A 19,318-nucleotide genomic window follows, 5' to 3' on the forward strand; every position below is an offset into this window, starting at 1 on the left:
GTTGATTTAACAAGGTCAACTGTTGCGTAATCTCGGTTCAAAATTGATAAATCTTGATTTTTTTGAATTGTCTGATTGAAATAATACGAAAATGTGTTGTGATCTGCTATTCTATGTCACTTCATTTTTTACTTAATCGAGGCAGAGATGACGCAACAAAACGCTCAATCGACTTCTGAACAAACACTTTCCGAAAACGATTTAATCGCACAGCGTCATGCCAAGTTAAAGCAAATCCAAGAGACTGCAAAACAAACGGGTAAGAGCCCGTGGCCAAACACGTTTAAACGTGAACACTATACAGCTGATTTGCAAGAACAATTTAAAGATCAAGATAAAGCACAAATCGAAGGTGCTGAAAAAGTTTATGTCAAGGTTGCGGGTCGTGTGATGTTGAACCGTGGATCATTTATTGTGATTCAGGACATGACCGGCCGTATCCAGCTATATGTTGACCGTAAAGGTTTACCGACAGATGTTTTAGAAACGATCAAGAGTCTGGATCTTGGCGATATTATTGCGGCTGAAGGTTATATCGGTCGTTCTGGTAAAGGTGACTTATATGTACACCTTGAAGGATTTGAATTACTGACCAAATCACTACGTCCACTACCAGACAAATTCCATGGTTTAACTGATACTGAAGCGAAATATCGTAAGCGTTATCTCGACCTGATTGTCAACGAAGAAACCCGTAAGACCTTTGAGATTCGTGCCAAAGTAGTCGCGGGTATCCGTGCATTCTTAACCAATGAACGTTTCATGGAAGTTGAAACGCCAATGATGCATGTGATTCCAGGTGGTGCATCTGCAAAACCATTCGTAACCCATCATAATGCATTGGATATGGAGCTTTATCTCCGTATCGCACCAGAACTTTATTTGAAACGTTTGGTTGTGGGTGGTTTCGAGCGTGTGTTTGAAATTAACCGTAACTTCCGTAACGAAGGTGTTTCAACACGTCATAACCCAGAATTCACCATGATCGAATTCTATCAAGCTTATGCTGACTATAAAGACTTGATGGTATTGACTGAGAACATGCTTGAAAAGCTGGCAATTGATATTTTAGGTACTACTGATGTGCCGTATGGTGATGAAGTGTATAGCTTCAAAGGCCCATTCAAGAAAATTTCAATGTTTGATGCAATTCTTGAACATAACCCGGACTTCACCCCTGAAAATGTCAACGACCGTGAGTTCTTGGCGAAATTCACTCAGGACGTGTTAAAAGAACAGGTGAAACCTGGTTTCGGTTTAGGCAAGTTGCAAACCATCGTGTTTGAAGAAACGGTAGAAACCAAGTTACGTCAGCCAACATTCATTACTGAATATCCAGCTGAAACCTCACCGCTTGCGCGCCGTAATGACGACAATCCGCATATTACGGATCGTTTCGAATTCTTTATCGGTGGTCGTGAGTTAGCCAATGGCTTCTCGGAGTTAAATGACCCGATTGATCAGGCTGAGCGTTTCCAGGCACAGGTTGCTGAAAAAGATGCCGGTGATGATGAAGCCATGCATTACGATGCTGACTTTATTGAAGCGTTGGAATATGGCTTGCCACCGACAGCAGGTCAGGGGATTGGTATTGACCGTTTGGTGATGTTATTTGCGAATGCGCCAAGTATCCGTGATGTACTTTTATTCCCGCATATGCGCCGTAAAGATTAATATTCTTTGTCTTAAAAAAAGCCACGTTTAGCGTGGCTTTTTTTATGCTTGAATGAATTATTCCGCTTGCATTTCTTTTGCTAACTTTTCTGCGGCTTGCATAATTTTTGGTGTAACGGTATCCATTCGTTTATAGCCCACTTGCATGCTTTTTTGCATCACGATTGGCATTTTATCAATAGTCGATTGCCCTACAGGCGTTTTATAGAATTGGATCATGCCATCAATTTCCTCTTGGGTAAATTCTTCAGCATAGATTTTAATCATTTCTGGTTCTAACTTTGCCCATGTCAATTCCTCTTGCATAATTTTGCCGAGTTCCTGAGAATAATTAACCATGGCAAGTTCTTGTTTTGTAGTTAATTTTTTGCCTTGAGTGATCTTATCCAGATTTGAATGCATCATGCTATTCATCTGCTGACTCATTTGACCAAGAAATTGTTCAGACTTGGTTATCTTTAATAACTCTTTTACAGATTGGTTTGACGCTGGCTGAGCAAACGCAGGAATTGAGATTGCTACCGCAGTAATAAATGTCGCAATAATTTTCATTATTTGATTTCAGTCGTGTTATAGGTGAAATAAATGTTACTGACAGGCATCAATTATTGTCAATTTTATCCTGCATGTTAAAAAATGTAATTGTTTCGTTTGACGATTGAAATGTGCTCATAAACCAACGATCATGTGTCCATAAATAAATTTGAGAACAGTCTGGACATGTTTTTAAAAAAATCGCTTTGTATCGCATTATTTGCTGCTCTTTCTTCCCCGGTATTTGCTCAGGGTCTTGTACTCAACGATGAAAATTTAAGAACAGATTTAAACTGGTTGAACCAGCAAGGTGTCATTCAAATCAGCACATCGACTTGGCCAATGAGCGGTGATGAGATTCAACGTGCATTATCCCAAGCAAAAGTAAGCAATAATACGCAGCAGAAAGTAATTAACTCTGTATTGAATGCATTACAGGCAGATAATGCCACCGTCAAAGTCGGTTTGCATGCAGGTACTGATCTTAAAACGGTTCCTCAAGCTTTTGGTGATAATCAAAAATCCCAATATCAAATTGCTGCTGAATTTAATGCGGGTGGCGAGAACTGGGATGCCAAACTACGTGTTAATGGTGAGAAAGACCCATTGATTGATAATGGTCATGATGCCAATGTCGAAGGTTCATATATCGCAGGTAAACTGTGGAACCAATGGGTGATTGCCGGTCAGATTCCAACGTATTGGGGCCCTGGGCATGATGGTAGCTTGATTCGTGGTGATGCCAGTCGTCCCGTGTATGGCGTGACCGTGCAACGTGCAGTACAAAATGCATTTGAGACCAAGTGGCTCTCTTGGATCGGACCGTGGCAGTACCAGGCTTTTGCTGGGCAGTTAGATGACTACAAAGCCGTTCCAGACACAAAATTGATTGGTCTTCGTTTTACAGCACGCCCATTTCAGGCATTAGAAATTGGTGCATCACGTGCGATTCAATGGGGTGGTGACGGACGTCCTGAAAGCTTTAGCTCATTATGGGATGCAATGTTAGGGACAAGAGATAATGGAGGTCGTGGGAAACCTGATCCAGCGAATCAGATAGCTGGTTTTGATGGCCGCTTATTCTTGCAACCCTTATTTAATGTGCCAGTCAGTTTATATACACAATTTGTAGGTGAGGATGAAGCGGGTGGTCTACCTGCAAAATATATGTACCTCGGTGGTGCTGATTTTTCATCTAGCTATAAAAATATGCCGTACCAACTCTACGCTGAATGGGCTGATACCCGTACCAATGGCGAAGTAAAACGTATTTCTTATAATCATCATATTTACCGAGATGGCTACTATCAGCATGGTTTTCCATTAGGTCATGCCATGGGAGGCGATGGTCAAATGTATTCGGTGGGTGGTGATATCCGATTTGATGTGATGAACCGTTTAAATGGTCGTATGATTTATGCAAAAGTAAATCAATCGAACTTGGCAATCAATGCTGCATTTGCAAAAGATGATACTGTAAAAGGGTTGGATTTAACTTGGACCCACTACCTAAAACCAACCATTCCATTGAAAGTGAATGGCTGGGTTAGCGACTCAGATCGTGATGGACGTGATGGTGGTGTTTCTGTAGGCGTTGAAATTCCATTGGAAACCAAAATGTTCCGCTTCTAAACAGAGCTGAGCTGTGAAAAAAAGAAGTCCTGATGGGCTTCTTTTTTATTTATTCATGTGAAATGAATTGTTTTGATATTCCAGATTGTTATTTTCATATCATAATTTTGCATATCAATATGAAAAAACAAGCTAAAGAACTGCATCTAAATTATTATAATGAATATCCTTTACTCGATCGTGAAAGTAACACGAGTAAGAATCTCGATATCATGAAAAATTGGAGTTGTTATGGCACTCGTTCCTCCACACAGTCTTCAAAGTGGTGGTGTGAAACCACTTATAGATTTTATGGATAGCATGGATAAAGGAGGAATTGTACATGACTGAAAATAGATTAACGCACCTCAAGCAACTTGAGGCAGAAAGTATTCATATTATTCGTGAAGTTGCAGCTGAATTTGAAAACCCGGTAATGCTTTACTCGATTGGTAAAGACTCAGCCGTGATGCTGCATCTGGCACTTAAAGCATTCTATCCGGCAAAACTTCCATTTCCGCTATTGCATGTCGATACTGGGTGGAAGTTTAAAGACATGATTGCGTTCCGTGACAACATGGCAAAAACCCACGGCTTCGATTTGATCGTGCATCAAAATGTAGAGGGCCGCGATGCGGGGATTAATCCGTTTGATCACGGTAGTTCAAAATATACCGACATCATGAAAACCCAAGGTCTAAAACAGGCTTTGGATAAATACCAGTTTGATGCCGCTTTTGGTGGTGCGCGCCGTGACGAAGAAAAATCACGTGCCAAAGAACGTGTCTATTCGTTCCGTGATAGTAAGCACCGTTGGGATCCTAAAAATCAGCGTCCAGAACTTTGGAACCTTTACAATGGTAAAGTGAACAAAGGCGAAAGTATTCGTGTCTTCCCGTTATCGAACTGGACCGAGCTGGATATCTGGCAATATATCTATCTGGAAAATATCCAGATTGTTCCTCTTTATTTCTCTGCAGTTCGTCCTGTGGTTGAACGCAGTGGTACGTTGATCATGGTGGATGATGAACGTATGCGCTTAAAAGAGGGCGAAGTTCCACAAATGAAATCGGTACGTTTCCGTACGCTGGGCTGTTATCCGTTAACAGGTGCAGTTGAGTCTGAAGCAGATACCTTGCCTGAAATTATTCAGGAAATGCTTTTAGCGACCAGTTCTGAGCGTCAGGGTCGTATGATCGATCACGATGAAGCGGGCTCGATGGAAAAGAAAAAGCAAGAAGGTTATTTCTAATTTTCTTAAGCAAGTCCCTCTTTTTAAAGAGGGATTTAAGGAGATTAAAAGCGATTTCTAAAGAATATGTGGAGTTTTGAGCAATGTCTCATCAATCAGATCTTATTAGCCAAGATATCTTGGGTTATTTAAAACAACATGAACAAAAAGACTTATTGCGTTTTTTGACTTGCGGTAACGTCGATGATGGTAAAAGTACCTTAATTGGTCGTTTACTTTACGATTCAAAATTGATTTATGAAGATCAGTTGCAAGCCGTAACACGTGATAGTAAGAAAGTCGGAACGACAGGTGAGGCACCTGACCTTGCTTTGCTGGTCGATGGTCTACAGGCTGAGCGTGAGCAGGGGATTACCATTGATGTCGCTTACCGTTATTTCTCGACAGAAAAGCGTAAGTTCATCATTGCCGATACACCGGGACATGAACAATACACACGTAACATGGCGACGGGTGCTTCCACTGCCGATCTTGCGATTATTTTGATTGATGCGCGTTATGGTGTGCAAACCCAAACCCGCCGTCATTCATTTATTGCAAGCTTGCTCGGGATTAAAAATATCGTTGTTGCGATCAATAAAATGGACTTGGTCGAGTTCTCGGAAGCACGTTTCAACGAAATTCAGGTTGAATATGATGCTTTTGTCAATCAACTCGGTGATCGTCGCCCTGAAAATATTCTGTTCGTGCCAATCTCGGCATTGAATGGCGATAACGTGGTGAACCCTTCTGCAAGTACGCCATGGTACAAGGGTCAAACCTTGATGAGCATTCTTGAGTCTGTGGAAATTAAACGCGAATCAAATAAACAAGAATTCCGTTTCCCGGTTCAGTATGTAAACCGTCCAAACCTTGATTTCCGTGGTTTTGCCGGAACGGTTGCATTGGGTGCAATTAATGTGGGGGATCAGATTGTTGCATTGCCATCAGGCAAGAAATCAACAGTGAAAGAGATTGTCACTTTTGATGGCAATCTTGAGCAGGCCGTTGCAGGTCAGGCCGTGACTTTAACTCTAAACGATGAAATTGATATTTCTCGTGGTAACGTTTTAGTCCGTGCGGGCGAGCAGCCTTTGATTTCGCGTAGTGTACGTGCTTCAGTGGTATGGATGAATGAACATCCGTTGGTGAAAGGCAAGCTGTACAACGTCAAAATTGGTACACAGACGGTTCCTGCCAAAGTCACTGCAATTAACTTCCGTGTCAATGTCAATACCTTGGAACATACGCAAGTTGAAGAACTTGAGCTGAACGCCATTGCAGATGTAGTGGTTGAGTTTGATGCACCCGTGGTCTTTGACCAATATCAAGACAGCCGTTATACAGGTTCATTCATCTTTATTGACCGTTTAAGCAATGTCACGGTTGGTGCCGGTATGGTTGAAGCGGCAGTTGAATGGACTGCGCATAGCAATCCTGTGACTGCGGAAGATCGCGCAGCGCGTTTAGGTCAAAAGCCTGCGGTGATTGGTGTGTCTGCACCGTTGATTGAGAAAGCTCAAGCTTTAGAGAGTCTATTGATTCAGCAAGGTGTGGTTGCGATTGCAAAAGCTAATTTAACGGCTGAGCAAATTACATTGTTACGTGAAACAGGTGTGGTGGTTATTACCACAACTGTTGAAGGCACGGATACTGAAATCACGGCTGAAACGGTTGAAGAAGCGGCTGAGAAGGTTGTGGAATTGGTTCGTCTTTAATAGGCAGAACTGATTTGAAAAAACCCGCTTAAGCGGGTTTTTTTTTATGTGAACTATTATAACTATTATCGTTCCAATTTTGCACGTTTAGCAAGTTTGATGCCTTGCTATCATAGTACAAGTGAACTAATAAATATTTTAACGTTCCTATATTGCACGTTTACATATTAAATAGTAAAATCGTGCATATGAAGAACGTATTGAGCATTCAGAGAACGACCAATAGTTCACATTCGGTAGATTCTACCAAAGTGAAGGTCTATAACTTTTCTTACTTAAGAGGAGATGAACAGACTTATGCTATTAATTTGTTCAAAGATTGGATTGCTCAAGTAAAACATATTCAAGGTTTGAAACAGAATACAATAAATAATCATAGAGATAATTTGATCCGATTATTTAACTTTAGCCAAGTTGCTCCTTGGAAGTTGAAGCCTCATCATGTAGTCGCTTTTTTTGAATCTAAATTTGATGAAAAAACAGGCTCATCAATTTCACCAAGCACATATGCAGCTTATTGTTCATCATGGCGTTCATTTCAGGGTTACATGTGTGATCCTGAACGTGCAAATGAAATTCAGAGAGTGTTCAATATACGTCCATCGAAGTTTGTTAACGATGAGAATAGTATTGCAGTAAAAAGATCTAAAGCTAACAATTGTCCTAAAGCTCAGGCATTAACTCCTGAAGAAATTTCATCAATGGATGAAACATTTAAAGCACTTATTTTGGAAGCTTATAAATCAAGGAGTAAATCATTACTCCCTTTGCAAAGAGACCGTGTGATGTTTCATATAGCAATACATTTTGCATTGCGTATATCGGAGTTAGTTAGCTTGCAAAAGCAACAATTTTCAGCTCACCATGATCAACGTATGAAACATTTTCATAATCATGCATTACTTACTATCACAGGTAAAAACAGTGTGACTGGTACAGTTCCAATGAGAGAACCTGAAATTTATAATTTACTCATTTGGTATTTGGAAAATATTCGTCCCAAAATTTTGATGAGACGAAAAGACCAAAAAGATGGGGTATGTCTTTTTGAGGGAACAGAATATTTAATCTCTAATTTGGTTTTTCCAAGTGAACGTGGTGGTGTGATTACTCCAAATACTTTTAGAAAGAGATTAGAGCAAGTTGCTCTTCTTTCTGGAAATGTTGGATTTAAACCCACACCTCATACGTTACGTCATACAGGCTGTACATTGATGCTACCATTATATTCGCCAGATATAGCACAAAAATACATGCGACATAAAAATCTATTTACCACTTTAGGGTATTATCATCCTACTGTTTTAGATGCAGCTACACAGCCTAATCTTCCTATTGATTTATTTGGCGATGAATCCTAGTGAGGATGATTAAAGGAACATTGTATGAAAGTTAAGTTGAGAAACCGTTTAGAAGTCTTGATGAAAGATAATGGTGTTTCTACATTTGAAGAAATGGCAGAACGTATGACTAATAACCAAAATTGGGAAATTACTCGTTCAGCTCTGAGTCGAAAGTTTAGAAATCCTAACCCCCCTTTGACACTTGAAATTATTGCAGCCATCTGTAATGAATTACAGTGTCTACCTAATGATCTATTTGAGATAGAGATTTCAGATGCTAGTGAAGAAGATATAAGTGACCTACAAAATAGAGTATTACCGTTTCGTTATGGTCAAGTGAAAAAACTACCTAGCAAAGAGGTTGGGCATGAGAATAAAATAGTGGTATCACCACAACAAAAAAGAAAGCATAAAGTTGATACTACCGTTTTAGAAGATGTTCTTGGCCCAAATGTAAGCCATCTACATAAAGGTAAGATTGACAATGGTTGACAAAGCAATGGGATCATGTGTTCTGTGCAATCAAATCCTTTGTAAAGCAAAAAGTGGTTTGATAGGGACACATTGTTCTAAAGCTAAAATTTCGAAGAGAAAAATTAAAAGCGATGAGATATGTTGGGCCGATAGTCATGGACTAAAAAAGTCATGCTCTGATCTGCTGAAAAAAAATTCTAGATTACATCCTCCAAAATTTATTAAACTTGGAGAACTCCTTAAATCATTGGTTGAAAAATCCGAGAAAGGTGAAGCTTCCTTAGAAAAATTTGTAATTGATCTTTCTGATAATGAACGCCATTTTTTAATGCAATATGCAAATGGTGAAATTAAACTTCTTATGGCTGAAATATTTAACAAGTATAATTTGGTTATTAAGCAAGATTTAATTGATTTAAAAATTCCTGAAGATTTACCAGATGACTTTATTTTATTACTAGAAAGTTATAAGCATTTTTTTATACGAAGATATAATGTTTTGATGAGTAAAAATCATTATAGAACTCCGCAATATATGAGGAGAAATCTAACAAAATCTATATCATTAATTCGTTATCTTAGTTCAATTGGAATGACAGACTGGTATCAAGTAAAAGATAAACATATTGTGAGTTATCTAGAAAGTACAAGAAAAAATCTTCATATAGAATTAAAAAGATTTATTAATTATGCCAATAATGATCGAAAACCATTTAAAAAAACTAGGTTAGATAAAAAAAGATCTGGCTCTGCCTTAAAATCATCTGTAAAAGTAAAAACTTATACAGAGTCAACTATTGATAGTTTTTTGGAAGAAATATATGCAAAACATAGTCATGCTGAATATTTGATTGCATGGTTAGTCTGCAAGTTAGGGCTTACCGTGGAATTTTCTTACAACTTAAATATGTCACAAATTGTTTTAAATAAAGAAAATAAATATATTTTTAAGCCTTATCAAGTATGGTTAAAACTACCTAAGAATATAGGCGACCTTTTTTATGAGATATTTGATCAAACTTTTCCAGATTGGAGAAGCTATGATCAAGAAAAATTAATTTTTTTGAAACCTTTTCATTCTCTATTTACTGATGCTAGTAGAGCAAGTAAGGTTCTATTAAAAGGGAAAGCCAGAGAACTACGAACTACTGCTATTATAAATTTAATGAAAAGTGGCTTTCTTGATCGAGTGACTTTACATCAATCTATTGGCGTTTCTATGCCCTCTATCACTAAGTATGAAAATATATTCTCTGTTGACCTTCATTCGACAATACAACCTCATATTATTAAAGATCGAAATAAAGTGATTCAGGGTGAATTCAATGAATCTAAGCCTTTAATTAAAGAAGTCGATAAGAAAAACATAGATATTACTTCTGGAAAGGTTATATGGTATGTATATTTATTAGAATGTGAGAATAATAAAATTTATACAGGTGTAACACCTGATATAAATAATAGAATATTTCTTCACTATGAGGGTAAAGGTGCATTAATGACCAAATTGAATAAACCAAAAGCTTTATTGGCCTATAAGGCGTTTTCATCAAAAAGTGATGCTTTAAGCATGGAGCAACGAGTTAAAAAAATGCCTAAAATTGGAAAACTACTACTTGTAAAAGAATGGAATAAAAATTCATCAAATTTCGTAGATGTAAATTAAATGACCATTTTCTTTACACTCATAAAACCATCCTAAAAATTACATTTTTCCTTTCATGAAATGTAAAGAAATTGAGATAATAAATCTATGTAAAGTTTAGGTACGTTTTATTATGATTATTGGATATGCTCGGGTCAGTACACATGACCAAAATCTAGATTCACAATTAGATGCACTCCAAAAGGCAGACTGTGAACAAATTTTTCAGGAAAAGATAACAGGAAAAACTAAGGATCGTCCTGAACTGATAAGTTGCTTGAAAGCCCTAAGAAAAGGTGATGTTCTGATTGTTTGGAAACTTGATCGCCTTGCCCGTTCATTAAAAGATTTAGTCGAGATTATTACTGACTTAAATCAGCGTGAGATAGGCTTTAAATCGCTTACAGAGGCTATTGATACCACCTCTGCTACTGGCAGGCTAGTGTTCCATATTTTTGGAGCATTAGCTGAGTTTGAGCATAGTTTAATTCGTGAACGTACCATAGCAGGTTTAGATGCAGCGAGAGCAAGAGGACGTAAAGGTGGGCGCAAACCATCCATGTCTGAAAAAGATATTAAAAAGGCCCAAGCTATGTTACGAGATCCTCAAATTACTAAAACAGAGGTAGCAAAACATTTTGGAGTAAGCCGAGTCACGCTGAATAACTCACTGAATAAATCTTAGAATTGTTCTTAGTTGCTATCTAACAAGAATTTCATATATTGGGGATGTATTTTCTTAATATCTATTCCTAACCCTTGGAATAGTAAACTAATTGCATCTTCCTTTTCTTTTTGCAGTCTATTATTAAAATCTTTTAAATTTTTGGAATCAGCATCACTATAACAATGCTGATAGCCTGAAACTATCTGCTCCATCCTAGTTATAGTTTTACTAAAGTTTAGCTTCATTTTAATATTACTATTGATATTCGTTAGATGACTTAGATTATCTCTAACATTTTCAATAACATGAGGTGGAATATACCAATCATATTTTGAATTCTCATATCGTAAGTCTAATCCTAAAAAATTTACTGTTTCATTTTCAGAAATAATCTGTGTTTTTGACTTTTCATCAATTTCAGGAAGTGTTAAACCTAAGTTACTCAATTCTTGGAAAACTAATTCAAATACCTCTTTACACTGCTGTTCGGAATCAAGAAAAAATATCAGATCATCCGCATAACGGACATGTTTATATTTTTGCTTAATAAGCCAATTATCAAAATCATTTAAGTAAAATGATGCCAGTAAAGGTGATAGAGGCATCCCTTGTCTGACACCTTTCCCAATCTTAGACTCAATTAGCTTTTTATGCGTCTTTGCATATTCATGAGGAATACTTGGATCGCAGCAAATTATGGATTCAAACAAATAGAGTATGTCAGTTGGTATATTTTCTCGTATTTCCTTTAGCAAAGTTGCCCGAACTAAATTATCAAAAAACGATGCAATATCTGTTTTTAAAACAAAGGGCTTTGTATTTCTTAAATCTTTTGCCTTTTGTCTTGCTCGAAATATACCTACACCTGAAACAGAAAAATCGTTAGATTTAAGTACAGCTAACTCATGTTTTAAGTTCTGGGCAATGTAATCAATTAAAATCATCTGCACTAGACGATCTCTAACGGTTGGTATGCAAATTAAACGTGGCTTTTTACTAGGATTCTTTTTATTCTCTATAATTACAGGATACAGTTTTTGAAATCTGTAGCTTTGAGTTTCAATTAATTTTATTAAAGACTCTAATTGAACATTTAAATTATTCTCAAATTCTTTAATTGAAACATAGTTGGTATGATATTTTTTATCATAATTTTTAATATTTTTTTGTTTGAAAATTTTAAATTTTTCATCAAAATTTTCTTTAATAAAGTCTTTAAAAAACATGATTGTATAACTCTTTCTTCTCCATTGCGTCCTTGTAAAGCTATCTCGCAACGGTTAAAAAGGGACACATCCATTCAAATGGTAATAGCTCTTCTCATCGGTGATAAGACTAGCCAGTCCATCCTCATGGTTCTGTTCTGATGCACATTTCTGTGTTGTCGAGCGAACCAATGGTTTACAACAGTGTGAGCAATTTATTGCCATCTTTTTTCTTGAAATGCTACTATCAGTATAACATAAAACAACATCAAGAATCAACACGAAAAACTCCACAATTACCAACATAACCACCTGATTTTCCTGATAATTTTTTGACAAAAATATCAAAACCAACTGAAACAACCACTTGACAATATAGAGAATATCGGTTCTCCAAACCGCCCGTAGCCCCACGCCCACCATCTTGAAAAAGCCAAGTACCCCCCAAGTAATGATAGCAAGGGGACTGTTACATCCATTCAAATGGTAATAGCTCTTCTCATCGGTGATAAGACTAGCCAGTCCATCCTCATGGTTCTGTTCTGATGCACATTTCTGTGTTGTCGAGCGAACCAATGGTTTACAACAGTGTGAGCAATAGTAGGGTTTTAACCGACCATTTAGATATTTGAAATATATAAGAGTATTTGTATATCAGCAACATACAATAAACAATCAACTGTAATAAATAGTAAAAAAGCCATTTAGATAAATCTAAATGGCTTTATATTTCTAAATATCCAACTTCGGTAAACTTCTCACAATTTTCATTGTTTCCAAGCTGACTGTAATCACACGCAAGAACAAATCCAATGGGTATCTAGCATCACCCATAGTTTCAATTGCCCAATCATTTGCATCGTTTACAATACCACTGTCTTTGTGTGTAGAAACACCTTGACGCTCCATAACCCATTCGAGTGCTGACTTACCATTAACCACATAGTCATACGCCTCTACAGGGATTCCACGAATAGTGATCGCATTGTTATAAACCACTGTATCTTTTTGGTCTTTTTTCGGGAATTTCATTTTAGTCACATAGAAGTCTTTATCTTCTAAATGCTTCAATGATTTATTACCCAAGTCCAATTTGGCTTTGTACGGCTCAACAGTTTCGTAGTTTAAATGCCAATGTGCTAAGTCACGCCCCGCTTTAGAAAACGCCCAAAAATCTTCGGCTTTGTTCACACAAGGGATACGAGGTAATTCTTTAGTAAGATTGTCAGCATAACGACTACGATAATCTTCACTGTGCAATAAACCATACACATAGTAGAAAATATCTTCCTTGCTAATCGTTTCAGTCGGGTAAGCATCTGTGAAATGCTTTAAGCCTGCATCACTAATTGCATCTTTACGATTATATTGACCATCTGAGTTTTGAGCATCGGCTTGGCTAAACAAGTCAGAATCATTAGCTTTTACGGTGTTTTCTTCATAAAGGTAGAGTGGGAAGCATTGACCTTTTTCGATTGTATCTAAGCTTAAGATATTATTGCTGATTATCGTTGAAAATCCTGATCTAGCTCCAATTCCTGAAAGTTGAATTATTAAATTATTCGCATCTGCTGTTGGAAAAATTTGAGGCATCTGTAAAACCATTTCATTTAATCTACGATTAAAATACATCCATGATTTGATAAATGGTCTATATGTAGCACTATAAATTGACTTTCTTTCAAAAGATAATCTTTTATCTTTTTTAAGGTCATTTTTTAAAGCTCTAGTCCAACTAATTTTTGTTGAATCAATATTGATTAACTCACCTACATCCTTATTAGGATTAGCTTTTAGTAGTGGTTGGATACGATTGTTTTCAGCATTATAAAATTCAATTAATTTATGAACATTAGCTTCTAATTTTTGTTGTGAATATTGATAAACCCAAGCATCACGATTGGTTGCTACACCCAGTGAAAAATTATTAAACAAACTAATTGCTGTTTTAACTTTCTTATTTCCAATTTCAATAAATTCATTAAAACTATCATCACGTTGGTTTACCCAATCATTATGTGTATCAGGTGTAATGGTCACCCAACCATCAATCGTTGAGATACCATTGATACTAACTAGGTCGGAAATTTTTTCTAATTTTTCATTCCGTGTGAGATCATTACCTATGCTGTGATAATAGATTTGACCTTGCAGCTTAGAATTTGGATTCTTTACAAGAATTGAAATAGCTATACCAGCCATACTTCCACTACCAAAAACATTTTGCCCTTCCTGAGCAAGCCCTTTACTGAGCATATTTTTTCTAATATCACCCTTCAAATTAAATATATGTAGAGAAGAAAACTCATTCATTAGACTTTTTCTAAAACCATCCATAGCTGATTTTTCAATAAATCCACCATTGGTTACAAATCCGATTACACCACGGTCTTTAATACGATCACTTGCCCATCTGAATGCTCGAATATACGAATCATATAAACCTTTGGATAAAGTTGCTTTTGAATATTTTGCGTAAGTTTCTTCGATACGATTATCTAGGAAAGGATATTTTACATTGGCATTATCATCATTTGCGCTGGATTGCCCAATTGAATATGGTGGATTTCCAATTATCACCCGAATATCCAATTCTTTTTGGCGTTTACGTCTTGCACTGTTATCTACCAAAACCTTACTGACTAAATCCTCTTTTTCGTACATTTCAAAGGTGTCGGTTAAGCAAATCCCTTCGAATGGTGCATATTCAAGATCGGGATTAACTGTTTTCATCTGATCGTGATATACGGTTTCAATGTTGATTGAAGCAATGTAATACGCCAATAAAACAATCTCATTGGCATGAATTTCATTCTTATACTTATACGTTAAACGATCAGCAGGGATTAAACCTGATTGAAGCAAACGGTTGATAAACGTACCTGTACCCGTAAATGGATCAAGTACATGTACATTGTCATCAGCAAAGGTTTTACCAAACTCACTTTTGAGTACGTCATTCACACTATGAATAATAAAATCTACGACTTCAACAGGGGTATAAACAATCCCTAGTTTTTCAGTCATGCGTGGGAAAGCATTTTTAAAGAATGAATCGTATAGCGTTAAAATAATGCTTTGCTTACCTTCGGCAGTATTAATGCCTTCTGCTCGCATACGGACTGATTCATAGAAGGAATTAAGAGTATCCGCTTCTTTCTCTAAGTGATGCTCATTAAGGGCATCAAGTACCTTTTGCATTGCAAAGCTCATTGGGTTGTGTTCAGCAAAGCTATGGTCTTTAAAGAGTGCATCAAATACAGGTTTAGTAATTAAATGCTGTGCCAACATTTCAATGATTTCAGCATCAGATACGCTGTTATTCAAATCATCTCGTAATTCATGAGCAAATTCATTAAATGCTGCAATTTCATTTGTATTAGCAGGATTCTCAAGAATGGCTTGAATACGGTCAATATGTGTTTTGGCAATTTTTGCGACATCACTTGCCCAATCTTCCCAATGATGGCGATTACCGCATTTTTTTACGATCTTGGCATATAAAGCACGTTCAATCTCGCCGACTTCAAATACCATTTCCTCTTGAACTGGTATTGGAGTTGCGGCTGTTCCAATAGACGAACCGCCTCTGGCTTGTGCTGTACCCCTTCGTTTTTTACCTTCACTTAAACCTGTTGTGTTTGTTTCACCTTCATCACCTTTGGGTTTGGCTTTTTTAGCCTTTTTAACAACCTTATCAGCAACCGCAATGACTTCCATACGAGATACATCTTTGCCATTAAACTCAAGTTTGTTAATCATGGCATCAAAGCGGTCATCATGCGCTCGTAGGGCATTTAATACTTGCCACACTACACGATAGGCTTCGTTATTATTTAATGCTTGTTCAGGCTCTACACCCGCAGGGATAACGACAGGTAAAATTACATAGCCCAACTCTTTGTTTGGAGCTTTACGCATGACACGACCCACAGACTGAACGACATCTACCTGAGAGTTACGAGGTGTAAGGAAAAGCACTGCATCAAGTGATGGAACATCAACACCTTCTGATAAACAGCGTACATTTGATAAAATACGGCATGTGTTTTCAGGTGCTTGTTCTTTTAACCAAGTGATTTTTTCTTTCTTTTCTGTTGCATTCATTCCACCATCAACATGTTTTACTTGGCAGTTCAATTTCAATGATAGGTCAATGTATGGGTCTTCTTCTGTTCTGTACAAATGATCCATTTCTGCTTGTTGGTAGGCTTCAACAACAGCACTAAACATTTCAGTAATTTGTTTTGAACTTACCTTATGTTTTTTACCTTTGTATTCTTTTTCAATGACCTGACAGAAAGCAACTGCACGTTCCATTGGCTTTGCAACTGTACCATCTGGATTATATAAACCTTGTTTAGCTAGTGCTTTCCAACAGCCAACAATTTTTGCAGCATCATCAACTTTTAGAGAGTTATTTTCAGCTTTTAATAAGCTCTGTAATTGACGATTAATATGACTTTCTTCAACAGCAAGTACAATTACCTTGTAGTCACATAAAATGTCCATTTTTACTGCTTGTGAGAATGTGATGACATATAAATCATCACCATACAGTGATTTATCATCCATAGAGCAAAGGGTCACACCCTCTGTTTCTTTAGCGGTATCTCCATAAATACGAGGTGTAGCGGTCATGTATAGACGCTTCTTACCTTGTACATAGCTATTATCGTGAATCCGCACAAACTTGGATTCATCATCTCCCTCAAAAGTTGCACCTGTGGTACGGTGTGCTTCATCACAAATAATTAAATCAAATTCAGGGAATCCTGCTTTTTGAGCTTCTGCAATGACATCAATGGAATGATAGGTTGAGAACACAACATTCATGTCCTCATTGGCTTCATTCGGTTTAAATAAATCTCTTGCCTTAAATGCCTTAACTAAACTTTGGGGGTTGGTTGTAGCAGGGAATTTTAAGTCACTAATCCCAACTACAATATTGTCATCATCTTTTTTCTTACCAACATCACTATCAGAACACACTGCAAAGCTACGAATACCAATCATGGTATCCTGTGTCCATTCATCAAGTGTTTGGCTCAACAACGCAAGGCTTGGCACAAGGAATAAGACATTTTTACCACGGCCCGCTAATTCTTCTGCAATACGCAAAGAAGTAAAAGTCTTACCCGTACCACATGCCATAATGAGCTTGCCACGATCAGCCGCCGCTAAGCCGTGTTTAACAGCTTGAAGTGCAGGACGTTGATGTTTGCGTAATTGTTTTTTGTCACGAAAAATAGGCTTCACATTTGGATCAAAATCAAACTGTGTCCAGTCAATTAAGCTGCCTTCCAAATCTAATAAGGAAATAGTCGCAACAGGGGGATGTGCATCTAATAAAGATGATTTTGCGTTATCAGTCCAATCATCCGTTGAAGCCACGATATAACGATATGAAAAATAGGATTTACCAGAGCCACCTAAAAAGCTATCAATATCTTTCTTCTGAATTTTTGTAGTGTTGTAATTTTTACACTGGATTGGATGAAATTCGCCATCCATCGTTACCGCAACTAGGTCAATACCATAGTCTCGTTTATCCGTAATATTTAATTTTTCACCGTACTTTTCCACCCAATCTGCATAAGACAAAACTTCTGTGTAAAGTTCAGCATATTTAGGCTCATTCAAAAAATATTGAACCATCAAATTTTCAAATGAAGTGCCTTTATCTCTATTTGTAAGTGTAATTTTTTCGATAGATTGAAGTAAATTAGTTAAAGCTGACATTCTGAATAAGCTCCAAAAATTTTAAGTGTTTTTTACACTAAAATTTAAAAAATATATTGATGTGAAATTTAACATATTTATAAAAAAGGCATTAGGAAATATAAGGTTTTTGAATTTTTTTACTAATAAAAATAAGAACAGTATGTGAAAAAGAAGAATTATTAAATACACATATTATCTAGGCTTTAGACTGTACATTTTACCGCCTGAGCCATGTATAAGATTACATCATGGGCAGTAACGACAAAAGTTGATGTCATTTGTAGGCAAGCTTTTTAAGTTCAACTAGATGCTTACTTATTACACGATTAGCGGCATGCATCATTACACGCATTGAAGCTTCATCATCTCCAGATTGCATTGGCATAACCTGACTCATCGAAGGAGGACGAGGCTTGCGATTTTCAGTCATAAAGTCTTTAAGACGTTTAACCATGCTGCATCTCACAGAGTTTCTTAACAATAGAATTAAATTCTAATACACATAATCTCTTTATTGAAATCACATTTTCACTCGAACTGAGTCAACAAAATGTAGCACTGTGGTCAAGCCACTAGTGGCGGTGTGACAGTCCATGTTAGTGGGCTGCAAGCTATTTTTGCATGGAAATAAATGTGGTTAGCACTTCCAATAGGCTTATAAAATGGATAACCATTGAAAATATTTATATATTTAGGGTGTAAATAAATATTTTTAAATAAAATTTTTTATTTTTTCTCGCAAAAATTTTCTTCGATACCTTAAACTTTCAAACAATGCATACTGATCAGCTATTGTTACATTTCCAATGTTTTCATCAAAGATTGTGGCTGACTCTAATGCCCAATCTGGGATTCCATTAATACGTTCAATCATTTCTCCAACAAAAAGAGGACTAAGTAACTTTTGAAAGGGATGAATACTAGGATATTCAGTATTTTTTAATGCTTCAAATGATGCATCTATGGTGCTTTTACAAGCAAGTAGCGATGAACCTTGATCTAAAGCAAAAATCAAACCTCGTCCATCTTTCTGCAATTCAGCTTTAAAGTTTAATGGTCTATCCTGATTCCCAATCCAATAATCAAAAACTGCTATGTAAGAAATTTGCTTTGGATAAAATTTTATTAATTTAAGTAATTCTGGAAGGTGATCAATATCTGCCATTATACCTTTTTTTAATTTATTGGGTTGTTCATAACTCCTATTATCTAGTGAAGTAAAATCATAAATCTTTCGATCCTCTTCATAAGCCATCAAAGCAACAAAATTGATGGTATCTTGGGTTGAATTATGTTTTGCAGGAACGCCTAAAGCAACAGGTATCCCTAAAATATTTGCTAATCTATTTGCTACAATTTCGGAATATACTTGTGCCTGAGCGATCTCATGATCACTTTTGATCAATACTGATAATGAACCTTGTCTGGAATCAGTCGTACTTGATGGATTAGGTTCAAAAACTTCTAATATTTTATAATTCAATAAAGACAT

General features: G+C 36.7%; 13 protein-coding genes. 8 read left to right on the forward strand and 5 right to left on the reverse strand.

Features of this window, described 5'->3' with window-relative positions; all coding sequences use genetic code 11:
• Nucleotides 1–147 precede the first annotated feature (147 nt).
• Entirely contained in the window at nucleotides 148–1,674 is a 1,527-nt protein-coding gene (gene lysS / locus MSG93_RS11985) for a lysine--tRNA ligase (protein ID WP_005231562.1), read from the forward strand.
• 57 nt (nucleotides 1,675–1,731) lie between these two features.
• Here the strand turns inward: lysS and MSG93_RS11990 are convergent, their stop codons facing one another.
• Entirely contained in the window at nucleotides 1,732–2,226 is a 495-nt protein-coding gene (locus tag MSG93_RS11990; RefSeq protein WP_005287860.1) for a DUF2059 domain-containing protein, read from the reverse strand.
• A gap of 168 nt (nucleotides 2,227–2,394) precedes the next feature.
• Here MSG93_RS11990 and MSG93_RS11995 point away from each other — a divergent pair, with 168 nt between their 5' ends.
• The 7 genes from MSG93_RS11995 (at nucleotide 2,395) to MSG93_RS12025 (ending at nucleotide 10,915) form a co-directional block, all read left to right on the forward strand.
• Entirely contained in the window at nucleotides 2,395–3,840 is a 1,446-nt protein-coding gene (locus tag MSG93_RS11995; protein ID WP_324622010.1) for a capsule assembly Wzi family protein, read from the forward strand.
• Nucleotides 3,841–4,162: 322 nt separating this feature from the next.
• The gene (gene cysD, locus MSG93_RS12000; RefSeq protein WP_005231558.1) at nucleotides 4,163–5,071 is read left to right on the forward strand and encodes a sulfate adenylyltransferase subunit CysD; all 909 of its coding nucleotides are present in this window, start codon (nucleotides 4,163–4,165) and stop codon (nucleotides 5,069–5,071) included.
• Nucleotides 5,072–5,154: 83 nt separating this feature from the next.
• Complete coding sequence (gene cysN / locus MSG93_RS12005) at nucleotides 5,155–6,768, forward strand: sulfate adenylyltransferase subunit CysN (protein ID WP_324622013.1); 1,614 nt, start codon at nucleotides 5,155–5,157, stop codon at nucleotides 6,766–6,768.
• A 251-nt stretch (nucleotides 6,769–7,019) separates the two neighbouring features.
• Entirely contained in the window at nucleotides 7,020–8,129 is a 1,110-nt protein-coding gene (locus tag MSG93_RS12010; protein ID WP_228129741.1) for a tyrosine-type recombinase/integrase, read from the forward strand.
• A gap of 24 nt (nucleotides 8,130–8,153) precedes the next feature.
• Nucleotides 8,154–8,603, forward strand: a complete 450-nt coding sequence (locus MSG93_RS12015; protein WP_005204738.1) for a helix-turn-helix domain-containing protein — start codon at nucleotides 8,154–8,156, stop codon at nucleotides 8,601–8,603.
• Nucleotides 8,596–10,251 (forward strand): GIY-YIG nuclease family protein, encoded by a 1,656-nt coding sequence (locus MSG93_RS12020; RefSeq protein WP_005204740.1) that lies wholly within the window; start codon nucleotides 8,596–8,598, stop codon nucleotides 10,249–10,251. Before MSG93_RS12015 ends, MSG93_RS12020 begins: the two co-directional genes overlap by 8 nt.
• 112 nt (nucleotides 10,252–10,363) lie before the next feature.
• On the forward strand, nucleotides 10,364–10,915 hold the full coding sequence (locus MSG93_RS12025; RefSeq protein ID WP_005204743.1) for a recombinase family protein: 552 nt from the start codon (nucleotides 10,364–10,366) through the stop codon (nucleotides 10,913–10,915).
• 8 nt (nucleotides 10,916–10,923) lie between these two features.
• On the opposite strand, the gene MSG93_RS12030 is transcribed toward MSG93_RS12025, so the two are convergent.
• The 4 genes from MSG93_RS12030 to MSG93_RS12045 all read right to left on the reverse strand — a co-directional run bounded on the left by MSG93_RS12030 (nucleotide 10,924) and on the right by MSG93_RS12045 (nucleotide 19,318).
• Nucleotides 10,924–12,123 (reverse strand): reverse transcriptase domain-containing protein, encoded by a 1,200-nt coding sequence (locus tag MSG93_RS12030; RefSeq protein WP_005204745.1) that lies wholly within the window; start codon nucleotides 12,121–12,123, stop codon nucleotides 10,924–10,926.
• A gap of 711 nt (nucleotides 12,124–12,834) precedes the next feature.
• Nucleotides 12,835–17,844, reverse strand: a complete 5,010-nt coding sequence (locus tag MSG93_RS12035; protein WP_005204747.1) for a DEAD/DEAH box helicase — start codon at nucleotides 17,842–17,844, stop codon at nucleotides 12,835–12,837.
• A 256-nt stretch (nucleotides 17,845–18,100) separates the two neighbouring features.
• Entirely contained in the window at nucleotides 18,101–18,280 is a 180-nt protein-coding gene (locus tag MSG93_RS12040) for a hypothetical protein (protein WP_005204749.1), read from the reverse strand.
• 258 nt (nucleotides 18,281–18,538) lie between these two features.
• On the reverse strand, nucleotides 18,539–19,318 hold the full coding sequence (locus tag MSG93_RS12045; protein WP_005204751.1) for a hypothetical protein: 780 nt from the start codon (nucleotides 19,316–19,318) through the stop codon (nucleotides 18,539–18,541).

The sequence above is a fragment of the Acinetobacter sp. IK40 genome, from assembly GCF_035615075.1.
GTDB classification, from domain to species: Bacteria; Pseudomonadota; Gammaproteobacteria; order Pseudomonadales; family Moraxellaceae; genus Acinetobacter; species Acinetobacter courvalinii.

Coding starts and splice junctions, on each gene's coding strand:
- lysS (WP_005231562.1), top strand. CDS start 148: ATGACGCAACAAAACGCTCAATCGACTTCTGAACAAACACTTTCCGAA.
- MSG93_RS11990 (WP_005287860.1), bottom strand. CDS start 2,226: ATGAAAATTATTGCGACATTTATTACTGCGGTAGCAATCTCAATTCCT.
- MSG93_RS11995 (WP_324622010.1), top strand. CDS start 2,395: ATGTTTTTAAAAAAATCGCTTTGTATCGCATTATTTGCTGCTCTTTCT.
- cysD (WP_005231558.1), top strand. CDS start 4,163: ATGACTGAAAATAGATTAACGCACCTCAAGCAACTTGAGGCAGAAAGT.
- cysN (WP_324622013.1), top strand. CDS start 5,155: ATGTCTCATCAATCAGATCTTATTAGCCAAGATATCTTGGGTTATTTA.
- MSG93_RS12015 (WP_005204738.1), top strand. CDS start 8,154: ATGAAAGTTAAGTTGAGAAACCGTTTAGAAGTCTTGATGAAAGATAAT.
- MSG93_RS12020 (WP_005204740.1), top strand. CDS start 8,596: ATGGTTGACAAAGCAATGGGATCATGTGTTCTGTGCAATCAAATCCTT.
- MSG93_RS12025 (WP_005204743.1), top strand. CDS start 10,364: ATGATTATTGGATATGCTCGGGTCAGTACACATGACCAAAATCTAGAT.
- MSG93_RS12030 (WP_005204745.1), bottom strand. CDS start 12,123: ATGTTTTTTAAAGACTTTATTAAAGAAAATTTTGATGAAAAATTTAAA.
- MSG93_RS12035 (WP_005204747.1), bottom strand. CDS start 17,844: ATGTCAGCTTTAACTAATTTACTTCAATCTATCGAAAAAATTACACTT.
- MSG93_RS12040 (WP_005204749.1), bottom strand. CDS start 18,280: ATGGTTAAACGTCTTAAAGACTTTATGACTGAAAATCGCAAGCCTCGT.
- MSG93_RS12045 (WP_005204751.1), bottom strand. CDS start 19,318: ATGTCTTTATTGAATTATAAAATATTAGAAGTTTTTGAACCTAATCCA.